Annotated in this window: 18 protein-coding genes; 9 read left to right on the top strand and 9 right to left on the bottom strand. The window is 70.5% G+C overall.

Annotated features, from left to right (window positions below; translation table 11 throughout):
- Positions 1-304 precede the first annotated feature (304 nt).
- From QP089_RS24015 to QP089_RS24005, 3 genes are all read right to left on the bottom strand, one after another.
- Positions 305-1,225 carry an NADP-dependent oxidoreductase gene (locus tag QP089_RS24015; protein WP_285914166.1) on the bottom strand — a complete coding sequence of 307 codons (921 nt, stop codon included), beginning with the start codon at positions 1,223-1,225 and terminating at the stop codon, positions 305-307.
- 1 nt (position 1,226) lies between these two features.
- On the bottom strand, positions 1,227-2,312 hold the full coding sequence (locus QP089_RS24010) for a saccharopine dehydrogenase family protein (RefSeq protein WP_285914165.1): 1,086 nt from the start codon (positions 2,310-2,312) through the stop codon (positions 1,227-1,229).
- Between the two features lie 240 nt (positions 2,313-2,552).
- Entirely contained in the window at positions 2,553-3,242 is a 690-nt protein-coding gene (locus tag QP089_RS24005; RefSeq protein WP_285914164.1) for a winged helix-turn-helix transcriptional regulator, read from the bottom strand.
- A 151-nt stretch (positions 3,243-3,393) separates the two neighbouring features.
- On the opposite strand from QP089_RS24005, the gene QP089_RS24000 reads away from it, so the two are divergent.
- From QP089_RS24000 to QP089_RS23985, 4 genes are all read left to right on the top strand, one after another.
- Positions 3,394-4,302, top strand: coding sequence for an enoyl-CoA hydratase/isomerase family protein (locus tag QP089_RS24000; RefSeq protein WP_285914163.1), 909 nt, complete (start codon positions 3,394-3,396; stop codon positions 4,300-4,302).
- Positions 4,299-4,784 carry a nuclear transport factor 2 family protein gene (locus QP089_RS23995; RefSeq protein ID WP_285914162.1) on the top strand — a complete coding sequence of 162 codons (486 nt, stop codon included), beginning with the start codon at positions 4,299-4,301 and terminating at the stop codon, positions 4,782-4,784. The genes QP089_RS24000 and QP089_RS23995 overlap by 4 nt, the downstream gene beginning before the upstream one ends.
- Positions 4,781-5,731: an NmrA family NAD(P)-binding protein gene (locus QP089_RS23990; RefSeq protein WP_285914161.1), complete on the top strand. Its 951-nt coding sequence runs from the start codon at positions 4,781-4,783 to the stop codon at positions 5,729-5,731. Before QP089_RS23995 ends, QP089_RS23990 begins: the two co-directional genes overlap by 4 nt.
- A gap of 119 nt (positions 5,732-5,850) precedes the next feature.
- Positions 5,851-6,039: a hypothetical protein gene (locus tag QP089_RS23985; RefSeq protein WP_285914160.1), complete on the top strand. Its 189-nt coding sequence runs from the start codon at positions 5,851-5,853 to the stop codon at positions 6,037-6,039.
- A 16-nt stretch (positions 6,040-6,055) separates the two neighbouring features.
- Here QP089_RS23985 and QP089_RS23980 read toward each other — a convergent pair whose 3' ends face one another.
- Both QP089_RS23980 and QP089_RS23975 read right to left on the bottom strand, forming a co-directional pair.
- Positions 6,056-6,955 carry an MBL fold metallo-hydrolase gene (locus tag QP089_RS23980; RefSeq protein ID WP_285914159.1) on the bottom strand — a complete coding sequence of 300 codons (900 nt, stop codon included), beginning with the start codon at positions 6,953-6,955 and terminating at the stop codon, positions 6,056-6,058.
- Positions 6,956-7,716: 761 nt separating this feature from the next.
- Entirely contained in the window at positions 7,717-8,622 is a 906-nt protein-coding gene (locus tag QP089_RS23975) for a LysR family transcriptional regulator (RefSeq protein ID WP_285914158.1), read from the bottom strand.
- 116 nt (positions 8,623-8,738) lie between these two features.
- Between QP089_RS23975 and QP089_RS23970 the strand changes: the two genes are divergently transcribed.
- A complete protein-coding gene (locus tag QP089_RS23970) occupies positions 8,739-9,155 on the top strand; it encodes an ester cyclase (RefSeq protein ID WP_285914157.1) in 417 nt (138 codons plus the stop codon).
- 172 nt (positions 9,156-9,327) lie between these two features.
- Positions 9,328-9,555 (top strand): ATP-binding protein, encoded by a 228-nt coding sequence (locus QP089_RS23965; protein WP_285914156.1) that lies wholly within the window; start codon positions 9,328-9,330, stop codon positions 9,553-9,555.
- Positions 9,556-9,639: 84 nt separating this feature from the next.
- Here QP089_RS23965 and QP089_RS23960 read toward each other — a convergent pair whose 3' ends face one another.
- Positions 9,640-10,389, bottom strand: a complete 750-nt coding sequence (locus QP089_RS23960) for a VOC family protein (protein ID WP_285914515.1) — start codon at positions 10,387-10,389, stop codon at positions 9,640-9,642.
- A 132-nt stretch (positions 10,390-10,521) separates the two neighbouring features.
- On the opposite strand from QP089_RS23960, the gene QP089_RS23955 reads away from it, so the two are divergent.
- Positions 10,522-11,040, top strand: a complete 519-nt coding sequence (locus QP089_RS23955) for a SigE family RNA polymerase sigma factor (protein ID WP_285914155.1) — start codon at positions 10,522-10,524, stop codon at positions 11,038-11,040.
- Complete coding sequence (locus tag QP089_RS23950) at positions 11,037-12,086, top strand: WD40 repeat domain-containing protein (RefSeq protein WP_285914154.1); 1,050 nt, start codon at positions 11,037-11,039, stop codon at positions 12,084-12,086. Before QP089_RS23955 ends, QP089_RS23950 begins: the two co-directional genes overlap by 4 nt.
- 335 nt (positions 12,087-12,421) lie before the next feature.
- Here QP089_RS23950 and QP089_RS23945 read toward each other — a convergent pair whose 3' ends face one another.
- The 3 genes from QP089_RS23945 to QP089_RS23935 form a co-directional block, all read right to left on the bottom strand.
- On the bottom strand, positions 12,422-12,886 hold the full coding sequence (locus QP089_RS23945; RefSeq protein WP_285914153.1) for a hypothetical protein: 465 nt from the start codon (positions 12,884-12,886) through the stop codon (positions 12,422-12,424).
- Between the two features lie 24 nt (positions 12,887-12,910).
- Positions 12,911-15,622, bottom strand: coding sequence for an ATP-binding protein (locus QP089_RS23940; protein WP_285914152.1), 2,712 nt, complete (start codon positions 15,620-15,622; stop codon positions 12,911-12,913).
- A 168-nt stretch (positions 15,623-15,790) separates the two neighbouring features.
- Positions 15,791-17,050, bottom strand: coding sequence for a M24 family metallopeptidase (locus QP089_RS23935; RefSeq protein ID WP_285914151.1), 1,260 nt, complete (start codon positions 17,048-17,050; stop codon positions 15,791-15,793).
- A gap of 217 nt (positions 17,051-17,267) precedes the next feature.
- Between QP089_RS23935 and QP089_RS23930 the strand changes: the two genes are divergently transcribed.
- Complete coding sequence (locus QP089_RS23930; protein ID WP_285914150.1) at positions 17,268-17,810, top strand: hypothetical protein; 543 nt, start codon at positions 17,268-17,270, stop codon at positions 17,808-17,810.
- The last annotated feature ends 2 nt before the right edge of the window (positions 17,811-17,812 follow it).

Raw genomic sequence — 17,812 nt, 5'->3', positions numbered from 1 at the left:
TCAATCACTTGGATAAGCCGAACCTACGCTTGCCATCGAAAAGACACAAGTGTCTCCTTGTGCCATGAACCCTCGTCACTGTCTGGACTGAAAGCACCCCGGGGTCATCACCGTCCGCGACCGGCTCGTCGGCCTGGACGGCCGCCCTGGACGGCGACGTCACGCTGACTCGCTGAGCGCGGTTCTGGCACTCGACCGACCGCCGATCAACGTCAGGCATTGCTCGTCCAGGCCCGGCAAGCCGTCCGCCGTCCGGACGGTGAGCATCCGGCCGACCGGCATCTCGACAACGGTCGGCGCTGGGTCAGACGGTGAGAACCAGCTTTCCGGTGACCCGGCCGCTCTCTCCGCGTTGATGTGCTTTGGCCGCGTCCGCCAGCGGAAACACCGATTCGATCACGGCGTGCAGCCGGTCCGAGCCGGCCAGCTCCGCGACGTGTTCCATCGACGCGTGATCGGCCTCGACGAGCATCTCCTCGGCCCGGACCCCGTACCGTTCGACGTCCAGATCCCGGACATGATTGACGATCGAGACCAGCACGCCGCCCCTGCGCAGGCAGGGTAGCGACCGTGGTCCGTACTCGCCGCCGACGCCGTCCAGGACGACGTCCACGTTCCGCACCGTTGTAGCGAAGTCAACGGTCGTGTAATCGATCATCTCGTCGGCTCCCAGCTCGTGGAGGAGGGCGTGCTTGGGAGCGCTGGCGGTACCGATGACGTACGCGCCACGTGCCTTGGCGATCTGCACGGCCAGATGACCGACCCCGCCTGCGGCCGCATGGATGAGCACCCGCTGCCCTGGCAGCAGGCCCGCGGTGTCCACGAGCGCCTGCCAGGCGGTGAGCGCACCCAGGGGAAGGGCCGCGGCCTGAACGTGGTCGATGTTGGGGGGCTTGGGCACCAGGTGGCGGGCCGCCGACACCACGTACTCGGCATGCGCGCCGTTCCCGTACGGGTACTTCAGCATGCCGAACACCTCGTCCCCCCGGCGGTGGATCGTGACCCCGAGCCCGACTGCCTCCACCACGCCCGACAGTTCCCAGCCCAGGACGAACGGCGGCCGGCCCAGGATCAGACCGGTGGCGCGGTGGATCCAGTCGGTCGGATTGACACCTGCCGCGTGCACCTTGACCAGTACCTCGCTCGGGCCGGGCGCCGGCCGTTCCATCTCGACCTCCTTCAGCACCGCGGGGCCGCCCAGGGTGTCCTGGCTGATGGCTCGCATGTCACTCCTTCCCGGCGACGCCGACCTCGCGGCGCCCTTCGGTTGCCCGACCAGTGATCGGCCGGTGGTCGAGTTCGATCCGGATGTGGGGTGACAGCGCCCGCAGGAAGTTCCGCGCATCGAAAATCTTTCCTGCCGAAGCGACCCCGACAGCCCGGGTCCTTCCGGTGAGCATCCGGTGGACGGCTTCGACGGCGAGCGGTGCGCTGACGGCGTAGATGTCCTGGCCGTAGGCCACAGCACACCGTTCCGCGGCCCCCGCACGGACGACGACGTCGACGATGAACAACTGTGCGGACCGCCCCCGCACGTCGACCGGGGCCGGTGTGTCCGCGGAGGACAGGTCGGTGGCCGCCTCGACGGTCATGTACGTGCGCACCTCGGGGATGTTCAAGTGGCTGGGGACGGTCACGACATCGGCCATCGTGAACTCCGCGACGACGTCGCGAGCGCCCAGCGGTTCGGGGAAGAACCACTTCTGGGTAGGCGGCTCGTCGTCCCGGTACTCCAGCCGGCCACCGGCATAGCGGACGCGCCGGCCGTTTCGCCGCTGCCGGGAGATCCCGCCCGCGGCGCGGGTCCCGGGGGTGGGGTGCCAGCTGTCCAGCCCGTAGGCGACGCGCACCTCGTCCGCCTCGGTCCAGTCGCTCATCGCGGCCGTGACCAGCAGGTCGCCGAGCCCGCCGTAGAAGGCCATCGCGGGCACGACCAGGGCCCCGGCGGCACGAGCGCCCTCGGCGAACAGCCGGAACGTGTCGACGTTCGCCTCGATCTCGGCCGCGACGTCGGCGTAGGGGATTCCGGCGCGCAATGCGGCCCTGATCACCGGGGCGGCGGTGGCGGCGAAGGGTCCGGCGCAGTTGATCACCGCGTCGGCGCCGTCCAGAGCGCCGTCCAGCGCCGTCGGGTCGTCGACCGGCGCGTGCCGGACGTCCAGGCCCGGGGTCGATGCCGCCAGGACACGCAGCTTGCCGAGGTCTCGACCTGCCAGCACGGGGACGAATCCGCGATCCAGCAGTTCCGCCACGACGAAGCGGCCCGTGTGGCCGTACGCGCCATAGACCGTCACGATAGGGCCCGTCACCATCCGCTCTCTCCTTGCCGAAAGATCCACCCCGCGGCCACGCTTCGTCGGCACTTCAACCGCACCGTCGGCGTGCCCCCCGACGCCTACCGCCGTAGCTTCCGCAGTCAGCGCGCCGGTGCGCGCCGTGGGTGATCCGGGCTGGGGGTGGGTCGTAGCCGCGGTCGGCCGGCAGCCGCCGTGTTCTTCGGCGGGGGCGTGCGACCCGGCTTCGGGCGGTTCCGGGCCGTCCTGATCAGGTGACTAGCTGCCGGCGTTGAGCCGGATGAGCGGCTGCAGGTGAGCCTGCAGCAGCTTCAGCAATGTTGCCAGCGCCATTGCGGCGCCGTCCGCCTCGACGTGTCCAGCTTGCAGAGCCTCGGTGAGGTCGAGGCGACCTGCGGCGATGGCGGCGAGAGTCGATGAGCCCGAACGGATGGTGACGTCGGCCCGCCCGTCCGCCGCTCCCGGGACGATGTGCACCCGGCCGTCCTGGATGCGCAGGTGGGCCGTGCTGTCGTCGATGTGGAACTCGTAGACGGCTTCAATGTCGCGTATCGCCTCGGCCGGAAGGAGATGGGCGAGGGGCGCCAGTGTCCATTCGGCTCGGTAGGCGTCCGCGGGTGCGCGGCCGTCGCCGGTGTGGTGGCGTGCGCCCCACAGGGCGAGCGGCATGATCGCCTGCGCGAGCTCGGTCCCGATCGCCGTGAGTTCGTACACGGTGGACGCGATCGGCGGCGGTAGACGGCGCCGCGTGACGACGCGGTCGGCTTCGAGTTGCCTGACCCGGGAGGCCAGCAGGCTGGTCCCGATGCCCTCGAGTGCGGCGGCCAGGTCGGAGTAGCGCTTGGGCCCCGACATGAGCTCGCGGACGATCAGCAGCGTCCAGCGTTCCCCGACGACGTCGAGTGCGCGGGCGAGCCCGCAGAACTGGTCATAGGTGCGCCGAGCCATATCCCGCACCCTACGCCCTCGGAAACGTATTCAAAGCATCCACTTCTAATACTTATTTACTTGCTTCAAAAACTTATGTACGGTCCTGGCCATGGACGAACGACGGTCTCGTGCTCCCAGGCCTCGCCTGCTGACCCGAAGAGTCGGGCGCGTGCTGGTGGTGCGCTTCGACAATCCGCCCCATCACTTCCTCGACGAACCGATGAGCGTCGAACTGGACCAGCTCACCCGGCGGCTGGTCCGTGACGGCTCGGTGGGCGCGGTGGTCTTCGCCGGGGAGGGCTCGGCCTACCCGCATCTGTACGTGCCCGACGTTCTGGATGCGGTACGGCTCGTCCCGGGTCGGGTCCCCTATCCGGTCGCGCTCGCGGTCCTGCGGGTCGGGAGCCTTCTGACCCGGTCACGGCTGGTGGACCGGATCGTGCGGGCCACTCCGCTGCGCGGTGTGCTGCTGGCGCCGCGGCTGTATGCGACGTTCCGCCGCATGAACCGCATGGACAAGGCCTTCGTCGCCGCGATCAACGGCACGGCGGTCGCGATGGGATGGGTCTTCGCACTGGCCTGCGACATCCGCGTCGCCGCCGACGAGACGTACGCGATCGGTCTGCCGGAGAGCACCGTCGGTGTCCTGGCCGGGGCGGGCGGCGCCCGCCGCATGCTGGACGCGATCGGCACGTCCCAAGCTCTGGAACTCCTGCTCGAAGGGCGCATGCTCACCCCGCGACAGGCGACGGACCTCGGCCTTGTGCACCACCTCGCCCCCCGCGGTGACCTGGAGGCGCAGGCGGTCTCGATCGCTGAACGCCTGGCGTCCCGCCCGCCCCGGGTGACCCGCGAGCTCAAACGGGTCGCCTACGAAGGTCCGGGGGCACGCCGCACGGCTGCGGCGTTCCGCGCGGAGGGCGCCGCGCTGCTCGTCACGATGACCGACCGGCGCGCGGTCCGCGCGATCACCGCATTCCACCGGCGTCTGTCCGCACCCGCCCCGACCACCGCACACGCACTGGAGACGGCATGGCTTCGGGCACCCGGCGAACCGAACCCGAGGAGCGACCGATGACCGGCACCACCCCTCTGGCCCGCCGGACAGACGGCACCCTCGACGCGGCAGCGTTCGCCGCCGAAGCCGAACGGATGACCAATCAGGCCCTGCTGGAGGAGTGGCTGGCCCTCTACCACCCCGACGCCGTCGCCGACTGGGTCGTCGACGGGGCCGCCCAGCGTTACGCGGGCATCGACGCGATCCGTCCCGCGGCCACCGTCCTGGCCGAGGTCTGGCGGGCCTGCCGGCTGCGCGTCCGCAAGATCCCGCAATGCGCCGACGCCACCACCGTCGTGCTCACCTGGGAGGGCGGATTCCGCGGCCGCGCCAACCAGCTCGGCACCGAGATCTGGACCTTCCGCGGCGACCGCGTCGCTCGGCATCAGATGTACGGCTACCTCGACGTACGACCCCGCAGTTCACTCTGGGCGCGCACCCGTGTGCTGCTGACCGATCCGCGCACCGCGGTCGGCGTGCTGACGCGGGAGGCACGGCGATGAAGGCTCTGATCGTCGGCGCCGGCGGCTACAACGGCGGGAACGTCGCCCGGCTCCTCGCAGCGCGGGGCCATACCGTCCGCGGCCTCGTCCGCGACTCCGCCCGCGCGGCCTCCGCCCTCAAGGAGGCGGGCATCGATGACGTCGTCCAGGGCGACGCCATCACCGGAGCCGGTCTGCATCAGGCCCTGACCGGCGTCGACACCGCGTTCTACTTCGTGCACGCCCTCGACGCGCCGGACCGCAGGACCGACGAACGCGACCTGCGCGCCGCCCGTCAGTTCGTCCGGGCAGCCCAGACCGCCGGGCTGCGACAAGGCGTCTTCTTCACCACCCTTGCGCCGCCCCGCGGCGCACGCCCGCCCATCTACCAGCACAACCGGCTGCGGGTGGAGGAAATCCTGCTGGACGGCATCCCCGGCATGAGCGCCGTACGCGCCGGCATGGTGCTGGGCGCCCGCTCCCGCGGCCTGCTGCCCTACGTGAAACTCGTCCAGCGGGCGCCCATCGTCCCGCTAGGCCCTTGGTGCGCCAACCGCATCGCCGTCATCGACCCCGCCACGGTGACGGAGGCCATCGTCGCCGCCGGGACCGACGCGGCACTGGCGGGCCGGTCGCTGGACGCGCCGGTCTGCGCACAGCCCACCCACCAGGAGCTCGTCCGCGCCATCGCCACCACGCTGGGTCTGCGGCGGCTCATCGTCCGCTCCCCGATTGCCACGCCACGGCTCGACGCCGCCCTCATCGCGGCGGTGACCGGTGAGCCCTACGGTTTCTGCCGATACTTGTCCAGCGGCAACGAACACGACTACGTCATCGACCCCGCTCGGTCAGAGCCCTTCGGCGGCTTGAATCCTCCCTCGTTGAGGGAGGCGCTGCGCCACGCCCTGCGAGGTCCACGCCCGCACCCCGTGCGGGAGCCGAATCGGGGGCCGGGCGGGCGGCGATGAGAGCGCGCCGCGCACGGGCGGTCATCCCGTCGACCAGCGTGCCCCGGCATCCCACCGGATAGCGGGCGATGTCTCGTCGGGCGCGTCCCGGCAGAAGCGCGCCCTCGATGGTGGCGAGGATGAAGATGGCCAGCTCATGCGCCGTGGCGTCGGGATTCCCCCTGGTGAAGGTGTGCGGCGAGCAGATCGGTGATGGCGTGCGCGGCGTCGCGGCCTTGGCCGGAGCGGTGTTGATGGCCTCGCCCCGTTGCCGCGCGGCCTGGGTGGTGGTTTCCGCGGCAGCGTCAAGGATGCGTTCCCTGGTCTGACGGCGGGGCGCCATTGCTACTGCCCGTCGCTCCACGCAGCGTGCCCGACATCGCCTGAGGGTCCCGCCAAACGCGTCAGCGGCTGCGCGCCTTGCGCGCGGTCGAGTTCGTCGGGGTCGTGGGCGCAGATGATGTCCACCTTTCCTGTGGCGGCGAGTTCGTTGAGCCGGTGCAGATTGTGCAGGCGACTGGTGCGATCAGCTTGCACGAAGGTCTGAAAGGCCCGGCTGATGGGCGGGCAGGACGGGCGCGGCGCGACCTGCGCGTGGTGAAAGTAGGCGTCACCGGCGTGCAGGAGCCAGCGTGGGGCTCCAGGCTCGCTTCGGCCGGTGTCGATGGCGACGCCGGCATGCCCTCGGGTGTGTCCGGCCAGGGGCACGAGCAAGATCTGTGGGGGAAGTTTCGGCAGGTCGCGTACGGCGGAGAAGCCGAACCACGGCTCGCCCGCGCTGGAGTGCGGTACCCAATCGGGGTCGTGCGCCCAGTGGGCGGCGTGGTAGCGAAAGCGCTCCAAAGCGGTGAGCGGTTTCAGCGCGGCCTCGAGTTCGGCCGCGTAGAGGTGCACCTTGGCGTGGGGGAAATCGCCGAGGCCGCCCGCGTGGTCAACGTCCAGATGGGTGAGCACGATGTGCTGTACATCGCTGAGCTGAAAGCCGAGCCGGAGCACCTGCTGGGCGGCGGTCTCCGCTTCGTCCAGCACGGGCCGGACCAGGAACCGGAACCGGGGGCTCAGCCTGGCGGGGTCGCGTACGTCGCCGAGCCCCAGCCCGGTGTCGATCAGGACCAGGCCCTGGTCGGTCTCGACCAGGAGGCAGTGGCAGACGTTCCGGGCGAAGGTCAGCGGGTGTCCCGTGCCGCTGACCAGCCGTCCGCCGAGGGGCCGCATGGTGCCACAGTTCAGGTGATGGATGCGCATCCCTGGAATATATCGACTGGTCTAGTAATTTTCTAGGCCGATTCCGGGGCGCCGGCGCAACCGCCGAGGTCTAGCAGACAGTCATGTCTACATGGCGTGATCGCCGTGCGTCGACGTTGGCCAAGGGGGTTGACGGTCGTGTCCGACAGACGCGGCTACTCGCTGTCCGGTCGCTATCGCGTGTGCGAGTTGCTTGGTCAGGGCCCGAGTGGACGTGTGTGGCGGGCGCGCGGTGAGGGGGCGAACCGGCAGGTCGCGGAACGTTCTTGTCGGCTTTCGGCGAGTGACGTGCGCTCGCGGCGAGGAAGGGCGCTACATGGTGCCACCCGCGTCTCCGGAATCCGATAAGACGACCCGCACTTCGCCGCCGGCTATGACGGCAATCTCGCCTACGCCCAGTCCAAGACCGTCAACGTGCTGTTCGCCGTCGAGCTGGACCGCCGCTGGGTGCAGGACGGGATCCGGGGCTTACGCCGCGCACCCGGGCATCATCGTCGGCACGAACCTCGGCGGCTCGATGCCCCAGCAGGGTGCCGCCACCATCGTGTTCGGGGCCACCAGCCCCCTGCTCGCCGACACCGGCATCTCGCCGCTGGACGACGCCGCCGATCCCACCGCCCAGGGCGCCGAACCTGATCCGCTCCCAGAACGTCGTCCCGCACTCCATCGACGCCCAGTCCGTTCAGCGCCTATGGACGATGACCGAGCAGCTCATCGAAGTGCGGCCGCTTACCCGGGGTGACGAGGTATCAGATCGGTCCTTAGGCGTTGTGGAGGTCGGTGGCTTGGTCCTTTAGTGCCGTGATCATTGCCTGTGCTTGCGCGGACGGGTGTGGTCGGGTCACGGCGAGGGTGGCGCGGCCGGTCCATTGGCTGTCGGTGACGGCTACGGCGCGTACGCCGACCGGTAGGGCCGGTCGGGCTTGGACGGGGATGACGGTGATGCCGAGGCCGGCTGCGACCAGGCCGAGGCGTGTCGACCAGTTGCGCGAGGTGTGGACGATGTGCGGGTCGGTCAGGGTGGGCCAGGCTCCGAATTGCGGCTCGCCGGCCGCGCCGTCCCCGGTGATCCAGTGTTCTTGGGCCAAGTCCAGCACCGTGACGGCGTTGTGGGTGGCGAACCGGTGGGTGTCGGGGACGACGACCAGGAGGTCGCCTTGGAGCACGGCGGTCTGGCGTAGTTCGCTCAGGTCGTAGTCGGGCAGACCGTGGCCGACGCCGATGACCGCCACGTCAAGGCGGCCGGCTCGGAGTCGGCGGAGCAGGGTGGGTGTTGCGGCCTCGTCCAGGACCACGGCGAGCCCCGGGTGGCCGGATGTCACCTGCGCGATCGCACGGGGTACCAGTGCCATGGCGGCAGTGGGGTAGGCGCCGATCGTCAGGCGGCCGGCGAGCCGGTCGCGCAGGCCGGCCAGTTCCAGTTCGGTCGCCGCCAGGTCGGCAAGGATCTGGGCCGCGCGGCGGAGGAGTACCTGGCCTGCCGGCGTGAGCGCGACGCCGCGGCGGCTGCGGTCGAACAGCGGCGTCTGGGCTGCGGCCTCCATCGCCGCGATCTGGCGGGAGACGGCCGACTGGGTGTAGCCGAGGATTTCGGCGGCCCGGGTGAAGGAGCCGGTGGTGGCGACCTGGTGAACGATGCGCAGACCGGTGAGGGTGAACTCGGCCATGCCCGGAACCTACCATGCGTTCAGCTCATTGAATCGGTGCGGAATCATCGTTGGACGGCATGCCTGGAAGGAGGCAGGCTGGAGTCATGACAAAGCAATTCACGCGGGACGAACTGGTGGCGCGCCTGGTCCGCGCCGGCGAGCTGGAGGTGTCGGGCGAGGACCCGGCCGAGGCCGCGACCTACTTCGACACCGACAACTTCCGCTTCCACGGCCCCGACGGCTTCGAATCCGATTTCGCCGGGCTCAATTCCTATTTCGCGGCGGTGCGTGAGGCCTTCGATGATCGGTTGATCCGGCGCGGCATCGTCGTCGCCGAGGGCGACCACATGGCCTGCCAGACCTGGATCGAGGGCACCTTCGTCCGCGAGTTCACCCAGTCACCGGCCGGTCCGCTGCCGCCCAACGGCGAACGCGTCGTCTTCGACCTGATCAACATCTTCCGCTTCGACGACCAAGGCCGCCTCATCGAGGAATGGGTACGCACCGACAACCGCGCTGTCCTGCGCCAGTTGGGCGCCGAAGGAAAGTAGCCGAACGGTAAGGGCGACGGCTGGGCCGTGCAGCAGGCACGGGAACCCGACCACCGGCAACGCGAGCGTGATGCCGGCGAGCGTCAGGGCCAACCTGAATACCGCTTCCGATCGGGGCCGGTGCCCGGAGGAACCGGGAGGAGCCAGGTCACGAAGCGCTGCCCGCTCTACGTTGACCAAGGGGCTCCGGGGCAAGTACATCGTGGCCACCAAGCTGGTCAGCGAGCTGGTCGAGGCCGCCGACGAACTGGTGCCGTCCAAGACCATCGCCCGCTACGGACGCGTCGACCCTCTCTGCATCGATGAGGTCGGCTACATGGGGCTGGACCGCCTCACCTGCAACGGCGTGATTATCGAAACCGGCACCGACTCTTACCGGTTCGCCGAAACGCGCGCCTGAGCCGACACAACGCCAGTTGACCCCTGACTGAAGGTGCTGATGTTGGCCTGCCGGAGCGGCCGCCGCCTGCGGACAGTAGGTCGGTCAGCGGGTCGCCTGCCCGAGTGCTAGGAGGTTTCCCTCGCTGTCGCGGAAGAACGCGCCACGCTCGCCGTGACCCTTGCTGGGATAGTTGTTCGGGACGGTCACGATGTCGCCCTCGACTTTGAAGCCGGGAACATCGACCGCCTCGAATCGCAGTCCGCGCGCCCGTAGGTCGGCCATGACCTGGTCGAGGTCGTCCACCTCAAAGCCGATTTGCGTTGAGGTGCCCGAGGCGGCCCCAGAGGAGAGGAACAGATGGAACTCCGTTGTCCCGCAGACGTAGCGCAGTCCGCCCTCGCGCTCCTCGACGGCCTCTAGGCCAAGCCAGTCACGGTAGAACCGCCGCGCTCGTTCCAGGTCCTGGCAGGGGAGCTTGGTGATGGCATGCGCGGAGTCCAGCGGCCCAGCCATAGCGTGCCTCCTCACAGCGGCCACCGATGAGCAATGCCAGTGATCATAGCCGGGCCGGGCGATTGGACCAGATAGATCGCGCCGACGATCTACTCGGGCGTGAATATCGGAATGCCGCTGGTTCTCCTCTGGGAGTTCGGCGTTGCGGAGCGGCGGGTGTGGCGTGGTGAACGCCGTGTTCGGGCATTCCGGGCAGCCCCAGACCGCCACCAGGCCGCCCCCGTGTTCATCGCGAACGCTGAGACGGAGAAGCCCCTGCAGGGGGACCAGCCAGACGTGCTGCTCGCCCGACAGCGCCGCCGCCCCCGCGGGCTCCAACGCCTGCCAAACGTCGCCCATCGTCAACGATCACAAGTTCTAGCCGCGTCCGCGGGGTGGCGCGGCGAGACTGTTTGGTCGGGGCGAAGTTCCGAGGGGCTGGTGTGAGCAACCCGGGGGCGTGTCGATCGTGTAAGTGGTGTGGACATAGAGATGGCGGATGCCGTGGACGGCCGGACGGCGGAGGGCGCCGCGGCGTTGGCGGAGCTGTTCCGCCGGCACCATGTCGCGCTGGTGCACCTCGCCGTGCTGATGGTGAACGACCAGGCCACGGCCGAGGACGTGGTGCAGGACGCCTTCGCCGACGTGTACCGCAAGGCCGGCACGATCACCGACCATGATCGGGCCCTGCCCTACATCCGGACCGCCGTGGTCAACCGGTGCCGGACGGTGCTGCGGCGCCGCCGGCTGACGTGGCGGGTGGCGGCGACCTACGATCCGCCCGCGTCGTCGGCCGAGTCGGCGGTGCTGCTGGCCGAGGAGCACCGCGCGGTCCTCTCCGCACTCGACCGGCTGCCGCCGCGCCAGCGCGAGGCGCTCGTCCTGCGCTACTACCTGGGCTTGGACGAGGCGGGGACGGCCGAGGTCATGGGGGTCGGCCGCGGAACGGTGAAGTCCACCACGTCCCGGGCGCTCGCCGCGCTCGGCGGAGCACTGGGAGAGCCCTCATGAACACCGAAGACCAGCTGCGCGCGGCCTTGGACGCCCGCCTCCGCGCCGTCGACCCCGGCACGATCGCGCCCCTGGTCGTTCCCAGCCGCAGGCGCAGGGCCGTGTGGGCGGTGCCCGTCGCCGCGTCCGTCGTCGCACTGGTGGTGGTGGCCGCCGCCGTACTGGGAGGAATCATGAACGGATCGGGCTCGCAGGATGCGCTGTCGGGGGGCGCTCCCGGATATCTGGTGTCCGTCCAGGACGACGGGACTGCGGCGGTGCGGGACCCGTCGAACGGCCGGCGCATCAGCTCTGTTCCCGGCGGGAACTACGTCGCGGTCGCCGCAGGTGGTCACGACACCTTCTACCTGGCTGCACGCGACGGCGACTGCCGCGTCCGCCTCTATGAGACGTCCGTCCGGCAGGAGGCGATCGCGGCCGAGCCCACGCCGCTTCCCGGGGGTCCCTACGCGATCAGCCCAGACGACGTGGGGCTGAGCGCCGCCCCGGACGGAGCCCGCCTGGCGGTCTCGGGAACCTGCGAGACGACCTACAAGGTGGCCATCGTCGACACCGATACCGGTGCCACGCATCAGTGGACCGGTTACAGCACGGCTTCCGCCCGGTACCTCCCGTCGTGGACGGCGGACGGCCGAGCGCTGGGCGTGCTCTGGTGGGACGTCCGCCGCGACATCGCCAAGGCGCCCCTGCTGATGCTCGACCCGAACCGGTCCGGCGACCTGGCCGACGCCCGCGTCCTGCGGACGATGCGCATCCAGGACGGCCCGCTCAAGGGAGCGCGGATCGAGAGCATCGCCTTCGCCCCCGGCGGACGGTCGCTGACCGCGCTAGTGAGCGGCCCCCCGGCCGTCGCCGTGCTGTCCGCGACCACCGGACGGCCCACCGGCCAGGTCGTCCGGCTGCCGGAGGACGGCGCCGGGATGCTCCGCCTCGACCGCTCCGGACGGCACATCCTGCTGATCGGGTCCGGCCGGATCGGCACGCTCCAGGGCAGCCATATCACCTGGCACACCGACCCGCACGAGTACCGCGACGCGGCCTGGTGAGCCTTCCCCGGCACAGCCAGAGGAGCAGGGCCGCCACCTGGCGCCCGATTCCCACTGCCGTCCCACGCTCATCACCCGGTCCGCCCGGCGACCGCACCCGACGGCGCCGAGCTTCGAGTGTCCGGCGGGTGCGGACGACGCTGCTGCCCTATGAACGCCGCCACGGCCTGGACCACTTCGTCGAGGAGCACCCATGGATCTTGCATTGGTACACACGCTGCGGATTTCCAGGCCCTGGCCGCAACCGCCGGCCTAACCGAGAGCGCGGTCTCTCACACGGCAACAAATAGCAGCACTTCCTCAATCATGGCGAAAGTCCGTACGAATGAGGCGCGCTAAAGAGGGTCCTGCCAGAACTGGATCAGATACCGTTCCTCGCCCGGCGCCGTCTCCAGCATGTGGGTCCAGTCGCGGCCCTGGGCTCGGCAACGCACGCGGTGAGTCCCCGGCGACGGTGGCCAGAAGGCGGCCCAGGACGTGTGATCCGGATCGGTCGGAGCGGCGATAAGGATCTGGTCGCCATCGAGGTCGATGGTGGTGGTCACGTCCTGCTGGCAGGTGTCCCAGTTCGGAGGGTCGGCGTCGGGCGTGGCGTCCCAGAACTGCACGGTCATCCGGACGTCCACCTCGCCCTCGCTGACGGTGTTGATGAAGACGTACCGGTTCGGTCCCGGGAACTGGAACACCACATCCCGGTCGCCGGTCACCTGGCTGTAGTCCGGACCGCCGGTGCTCTCGGGCGCGATGACCAGGTGGGCGCTATCGGGAGCGATCAGGATTTCCAGGTGCGCGATTCGCATGGGGGATGATAACGCCGGAGATCGTCATCGCGGGGCCGCCTCCAGGTAGAGCCGGGCCAGCTCGGCTCGGGACGCGATTCCGAGCTTGGGGAACGCCTTGTAGAGGTGATAGCTGACCGTGCGGTGGCTCAGGAACAGCTGGGCACCGATGTCACGGTTGCTGAGCCCGCTCGCGGCCAACTGCACGACCTGCCGTTCCTGCGGGGTCAGGACGGCGAGCGCATCGCCCGGCGCGTCGGGTACGGCCGCGGTCTCGCCGCTGGCGCGCAGTTCGGTCCGGGCCCGCCCGGACCATCCATGCGCGTCGATCCGTTCGAAGGTCTCCAGCGCGGACCGCAGCAGGCGGCGGGCTTCGGCACGCCGGCGGGACCGGCGGAGCCACTCGCCGTAGAGGAGCTCGGTCCGGGCGCGTTCCAATGGCCGCTCAGCGTCGCGCGGCACCCGCACCGCTTCGGCAAAGTACCTCTCGGCCTGGTCCGGTGCGGTCAGGGCCTTGCAACGGAGGGCGGTGGACCGAGCCCAGGCACTGCGGCTGTGCTCGGCGAACGTGGCGAAGCGGGCCGCGGAGTCGCCGACGAGTTCCGGCCTGCCGGCCCGGACCGCGGCCTCGACATGGTCGGGCAGCGCGAAGGTGGCGGCGAGCGAATACCGGGCCGGACCATGGACGACCGGGTCCAAGTGATCGAGCGCCGACTCGTAGCGCCGATGCCCCAGGTCCAGGAGCCCCAGCGCGGCACCGGCCCAGGCCTCGATGGGCGGGCTGCTTCGACCGGCCGCTCGGAACAGTTCGGCGGTCAACGCATGCGTCGTCTCGTCATCGCCCTCGCACGCCGCCACGCGGGCCAGCACTCCGACGAAGAGACCGTTCCAATGGCCCTGCCCGGAGTCATGGGCGAGGCTCATGGCCTCGGTGGCCAGCGCGCGCGCACGCCCGTACCGGCCGAGGAACGCCTCAATCTGAGCAGTGACCTGGAGCGCCTGAGGCAGCAGGTCGAGTGCGCCGAGGGCGCGGCATTCGGCCACCACGTTCTCCGCCAGCTCGCAGGCGGGCGCATCAGCGCCGGCGGTGTGCAGCGCGAACGCCACCAGCAGCCGCACCTGCGGCGGGTCGGACCACCGGCCGTCGGCGAGGTCGCGCAGGACCGGCACGCCCTCGGCCAGGTCGCCCGCCATGATCGCAGCGGTCGCGCGGGTCCAGCCCGACAGCCGGGCGGGGACCCGCGCGAGTGCCGCCAACCGGTCGGCGGCCTCGGCGACGATGGACCGGTCGGCGCCGAACCATCCGTGCCGTGCGGCTTCCACCAGGAGTGGGGCGGCGACCTCCGGATCGGCCACGGTCGCGGCGGCCGCGAGCAGGCCGCGCCCGGCCGCCCGCGGCGAACCCCTGCGCAGCTCGGCCGCCGCGCGGATCGGAGCCAGCCGCGCCTTGGCCGGACCGTCGGGAAGCAGCCGCCCGGCCCGTTCGGCCAGCATGGCGGCCCGGTCGTGTTCGCCTGCGGTCGCGGCGCTGTGCGCGGCCGCGGCCAACCGGCGTCCGCGGCCGTCGGCGGACGCCGTGAGCTGGGCGGCCCTCTCGTGGGCGGCGGCCGCGGCGCTGTGCCCGCCTCGCCGCCCGGCGTGCTCGGCGGCACGGTCGAGTTCGGCGGCGATCTCGTCGTCGTGGCCGGATGCGCCGGCGGCCAGATGCCATGCCCGGCGGTCGTCGTCACCGAGTTCGCCGAAGATCTGGGCCAGCTCCAGGTGCGCCGCCAGCCGCGCCGCCAGCGGCGCGGTCTGGTAGGCGGCCGCCCTGATCAGCGGGTGTCGGAAGGCGATCGACCGCTCGGTGAGCCGGACCAGCCCGGCCTGCTCGGCGAACGCCAGATCCGGCAGGGCGCCGCCGATCGTCGCGCCGGCCCGCAGCAGCACCGCCAGGTCGCCGGTGTCCTCGGCGGCGGCGATGGTCAGCAGGGCCCGCACCGGTGCGGGAAGCCGCCGCAGCTGCTCTCCGAACGCCTCCCGCACCCGGCCCTCCACCGGAACGGTGCTGATGGCGAATGACGGCCGGGACGGCTCCAGTTGCAGGTCGGGCAGCTCGATCAGGGCCAGGGGATTTCCCGCGGCGTCATCCAGGACGCGGTTCATCACCTCCGGCGCCGCCCCCGTCACCCGTGCGGCCAGCAGCTCGGCGGCCGCACCGCGATCCAGCCCGGTCAGCGTGCGCTCCGGCAGCCCCGCGGCCGGGAACCCGCGGCCATCGCCTCGCGCCGCGAAGACCATCCCGATCTTGTCGGCGCCGAGTCGGCGGGCGGCGAACAGCAACGCCTCGGCCGAAGCGCGGTCGAGCCATTGGGCGTCGTCGACCAGGCACAACACCGGCGCGTCCTCAGCCAGCTCGGCCAGCAACGACAACACCGCGAGCCCGATCAAGAACCGGTCACGGCCATCAGCCGAAGCAAGACCCAGCGCCCCACGCAACGCCGCCGCCTGCGGCGCGGGCAACGCCCCCACCCGACCCAGCTCACCACGCAACAACAAATGCAACGCCGAGAACGGCAACTCCGCCTCGGACTCCACACCCACCCCGCGCAAGACACGCAAACCGTCCGCACACGCCGCGGCATAGTCCAGCAAGGCCGACTTGCCGATACCCGCCTCACCCCGCACCACCAGCGCAGCGCTCACGCCCGCGCGGACGCCCTCGATCAGCCGGTCCAGCTCCGCCTGCTCCACTGACCTGCCGAAAAGCACCGCCACATTCGGGGACGATAGCGGACAGGTTCCGGCAGACCGGCACCACCGGCCGGTCATCGTTCGGGGCGGTACGCGTCGCCGCCGGTGCCCGACGCCTTTGCCGGGCACCGGAATGGACGATCGGGCACCGGAATGGACGATGGGGAGGCACGGCACCCCTCGTCGGCGCGGTCAGGTGTGCAGCAGATGGGCGGTCAGCGGATTGAGCTCGATGGGGTCGTCCTCGCCGATCACGACGGTGCCGCCGAGGTTGACCGCCTTGCCGCCGACCACCGCGTTGGGTTCGAAGGAGAACGACATGCCGGGTGTCAGCGGGAGTTCCCCGCCGATGGTCGGCAGGTCGAACAGCCGGCCGTACTCCCTGGCCTCCGGCACCTGACGCAGTCCCGGCCCGAACCCGCAAACCGGGCCGTACGGATTGAGGGTGTGGACCAGCGGATGGATGTTCCACGAGCCGGCCGCCTGAAGGGGCGCCATCATCGCCTCGGCCAGCTCACCGAACGTGTTGCCCGGGCGGGCCACCTTCAGGCCCGCCTCGTAGGCGGAGCGAGCGATAGCCGCGGCCGCTTCGATGTCGGGGTGCGGATCGCCGACGGCGATGGCGACCTGGTGCTGGGTCTCCTTCATGCCGAACCGGCAGAAGACCTCGGCGAGCACGACGTCGCCGTCGTCGAGCCTGCGGGGTTCCTGCGGCCGGTAGGACCAGGCCGGCGGGCCCCAAGCGATGAAGCCGGGGCCCGACCACAGCAGCATGTCCGGCGCCGCGCAACCGAGCCGGAACCCGGCGGCCATTCCGGCGGCATAGAGTTCGGCTTCACTGACGCCCGTCCCGGCCGTCTCCAGCATCGCCTCGGCCATCGCGTCACCCGCCGCCGCCGAGTAGCGCAGCACCGCCAGTTCCTCGTCGGACAGGCAGATCGTCGCGAGCATGAACTCGGCCCCCACCGGCTTGAACGTCACGTCCGGCAGCTCGCTGAGCACCTCGCGCCACAACAGGTAGGGGATGACCGGATTCAGATGGAAGGGTGGGTAGATGTCGAGCCCGAGCACGCCGACCGCAGAGTGCTCGAGCTTGTGTTCACGGAGGACTTCCACGATGCCGGCGGCGTTCTTGCCGGGCTGGATGACCGACCCGGCCCGAATGTTCCGCGGCTCGATCCACAGCTCGTCGCCGCGCTTGCGCGCCTCGATGTTGTCCTGGATCGACATGTTCGACCAGACCAGCTGTACCGGGTCGGCGTCCCGGCAGAAGATGACGAACGAGCCGGGCCGGTCGTTGCTGAAATAGGCGTCCGGCGCGAACGGCGCGAGGTCGGCGCACTCGTGCTCGCCGTAGGCGATGAGCGCGTCGAGGCCCTGTGCGTCCATCAGGTTCCTGGCCAGGGTCCAGCGCCGGTCCCGCTCGGCGAGCGAGTAGGTGGGGATGCTCATTTCGAGTCGCCTTCCTTGATCGGGGCTTACGGCACCGACGCTAGGAAGGGCGGCACCGATGCCGAATCCGTCAAGTGACCTGGTCTCGCCTCCTGACTCGACGCGGACGGTCGGGCTCGGGGCGGCACGAAGAGACCGGCCCGCGACGCAAGATCGTTATCTGAGGGGGCCGGATTCGTGATCAGCGGCTTCGTGTGGACGGTCATCCTACGGAACCGTGAAAATCACTCTTCGAAGCGCGGCGATCGCCGCCAACGCGACATGCCTGGCCATGGCCCTGACGGCGTGCGGATCGGGCTCCGACAACGGCGGCTCCGGCTCCGGCACTCCCTCCGACACGGTGTCCAGCCCGGCGTCCGGCGCCACGCCGAGCGCCTCCGGAGGCGCACCGAACGCGCATCCCGGCAGCGAGAAGCCCGTGCCGGGCGGCGGCTCGGGTTCGGCGGTCAAGCTCCAGGTGACGGCGGCCCTGCGCCGGGCGCTCGCCGATGCCTACTTCGCCAAGGTCTCCGATCGCTATCCCGGGGAGACCCGGGCCAAGGTCTCGGTTCCGGCGAACCTCTACTACGGCAAGGTCGGCGGCAAGTACTACGCCATCGGTGACATCGGCTTCGGCGACAACCCGGTGTCGCGCCAGGGCGGCCCGCACGTGTGGGACCGCGGGGCGACGGACTGGGAGTATGAGGGCGACACCGGCGGGGCCGTCTGCAGCAAGGTGCCGGCCCGGCTGGTTCATGTCTGGGGCGCTTCCTGCGGCTGATC

Origin of the sequence: Actinomadura opuntiae (assembly GCF_030283205.1) — a bacterium.
GTDB lineage: Bacteria > Actinomycetota > Actinomycetes > Streptosporangiales > Streptosporangiaceae > Spirillospora.
The sequence above is the reverse complement of the archived record's forward strand: the minus strand, read 5'-3'. Positions and strand labels throughout refer to the sequence as shown.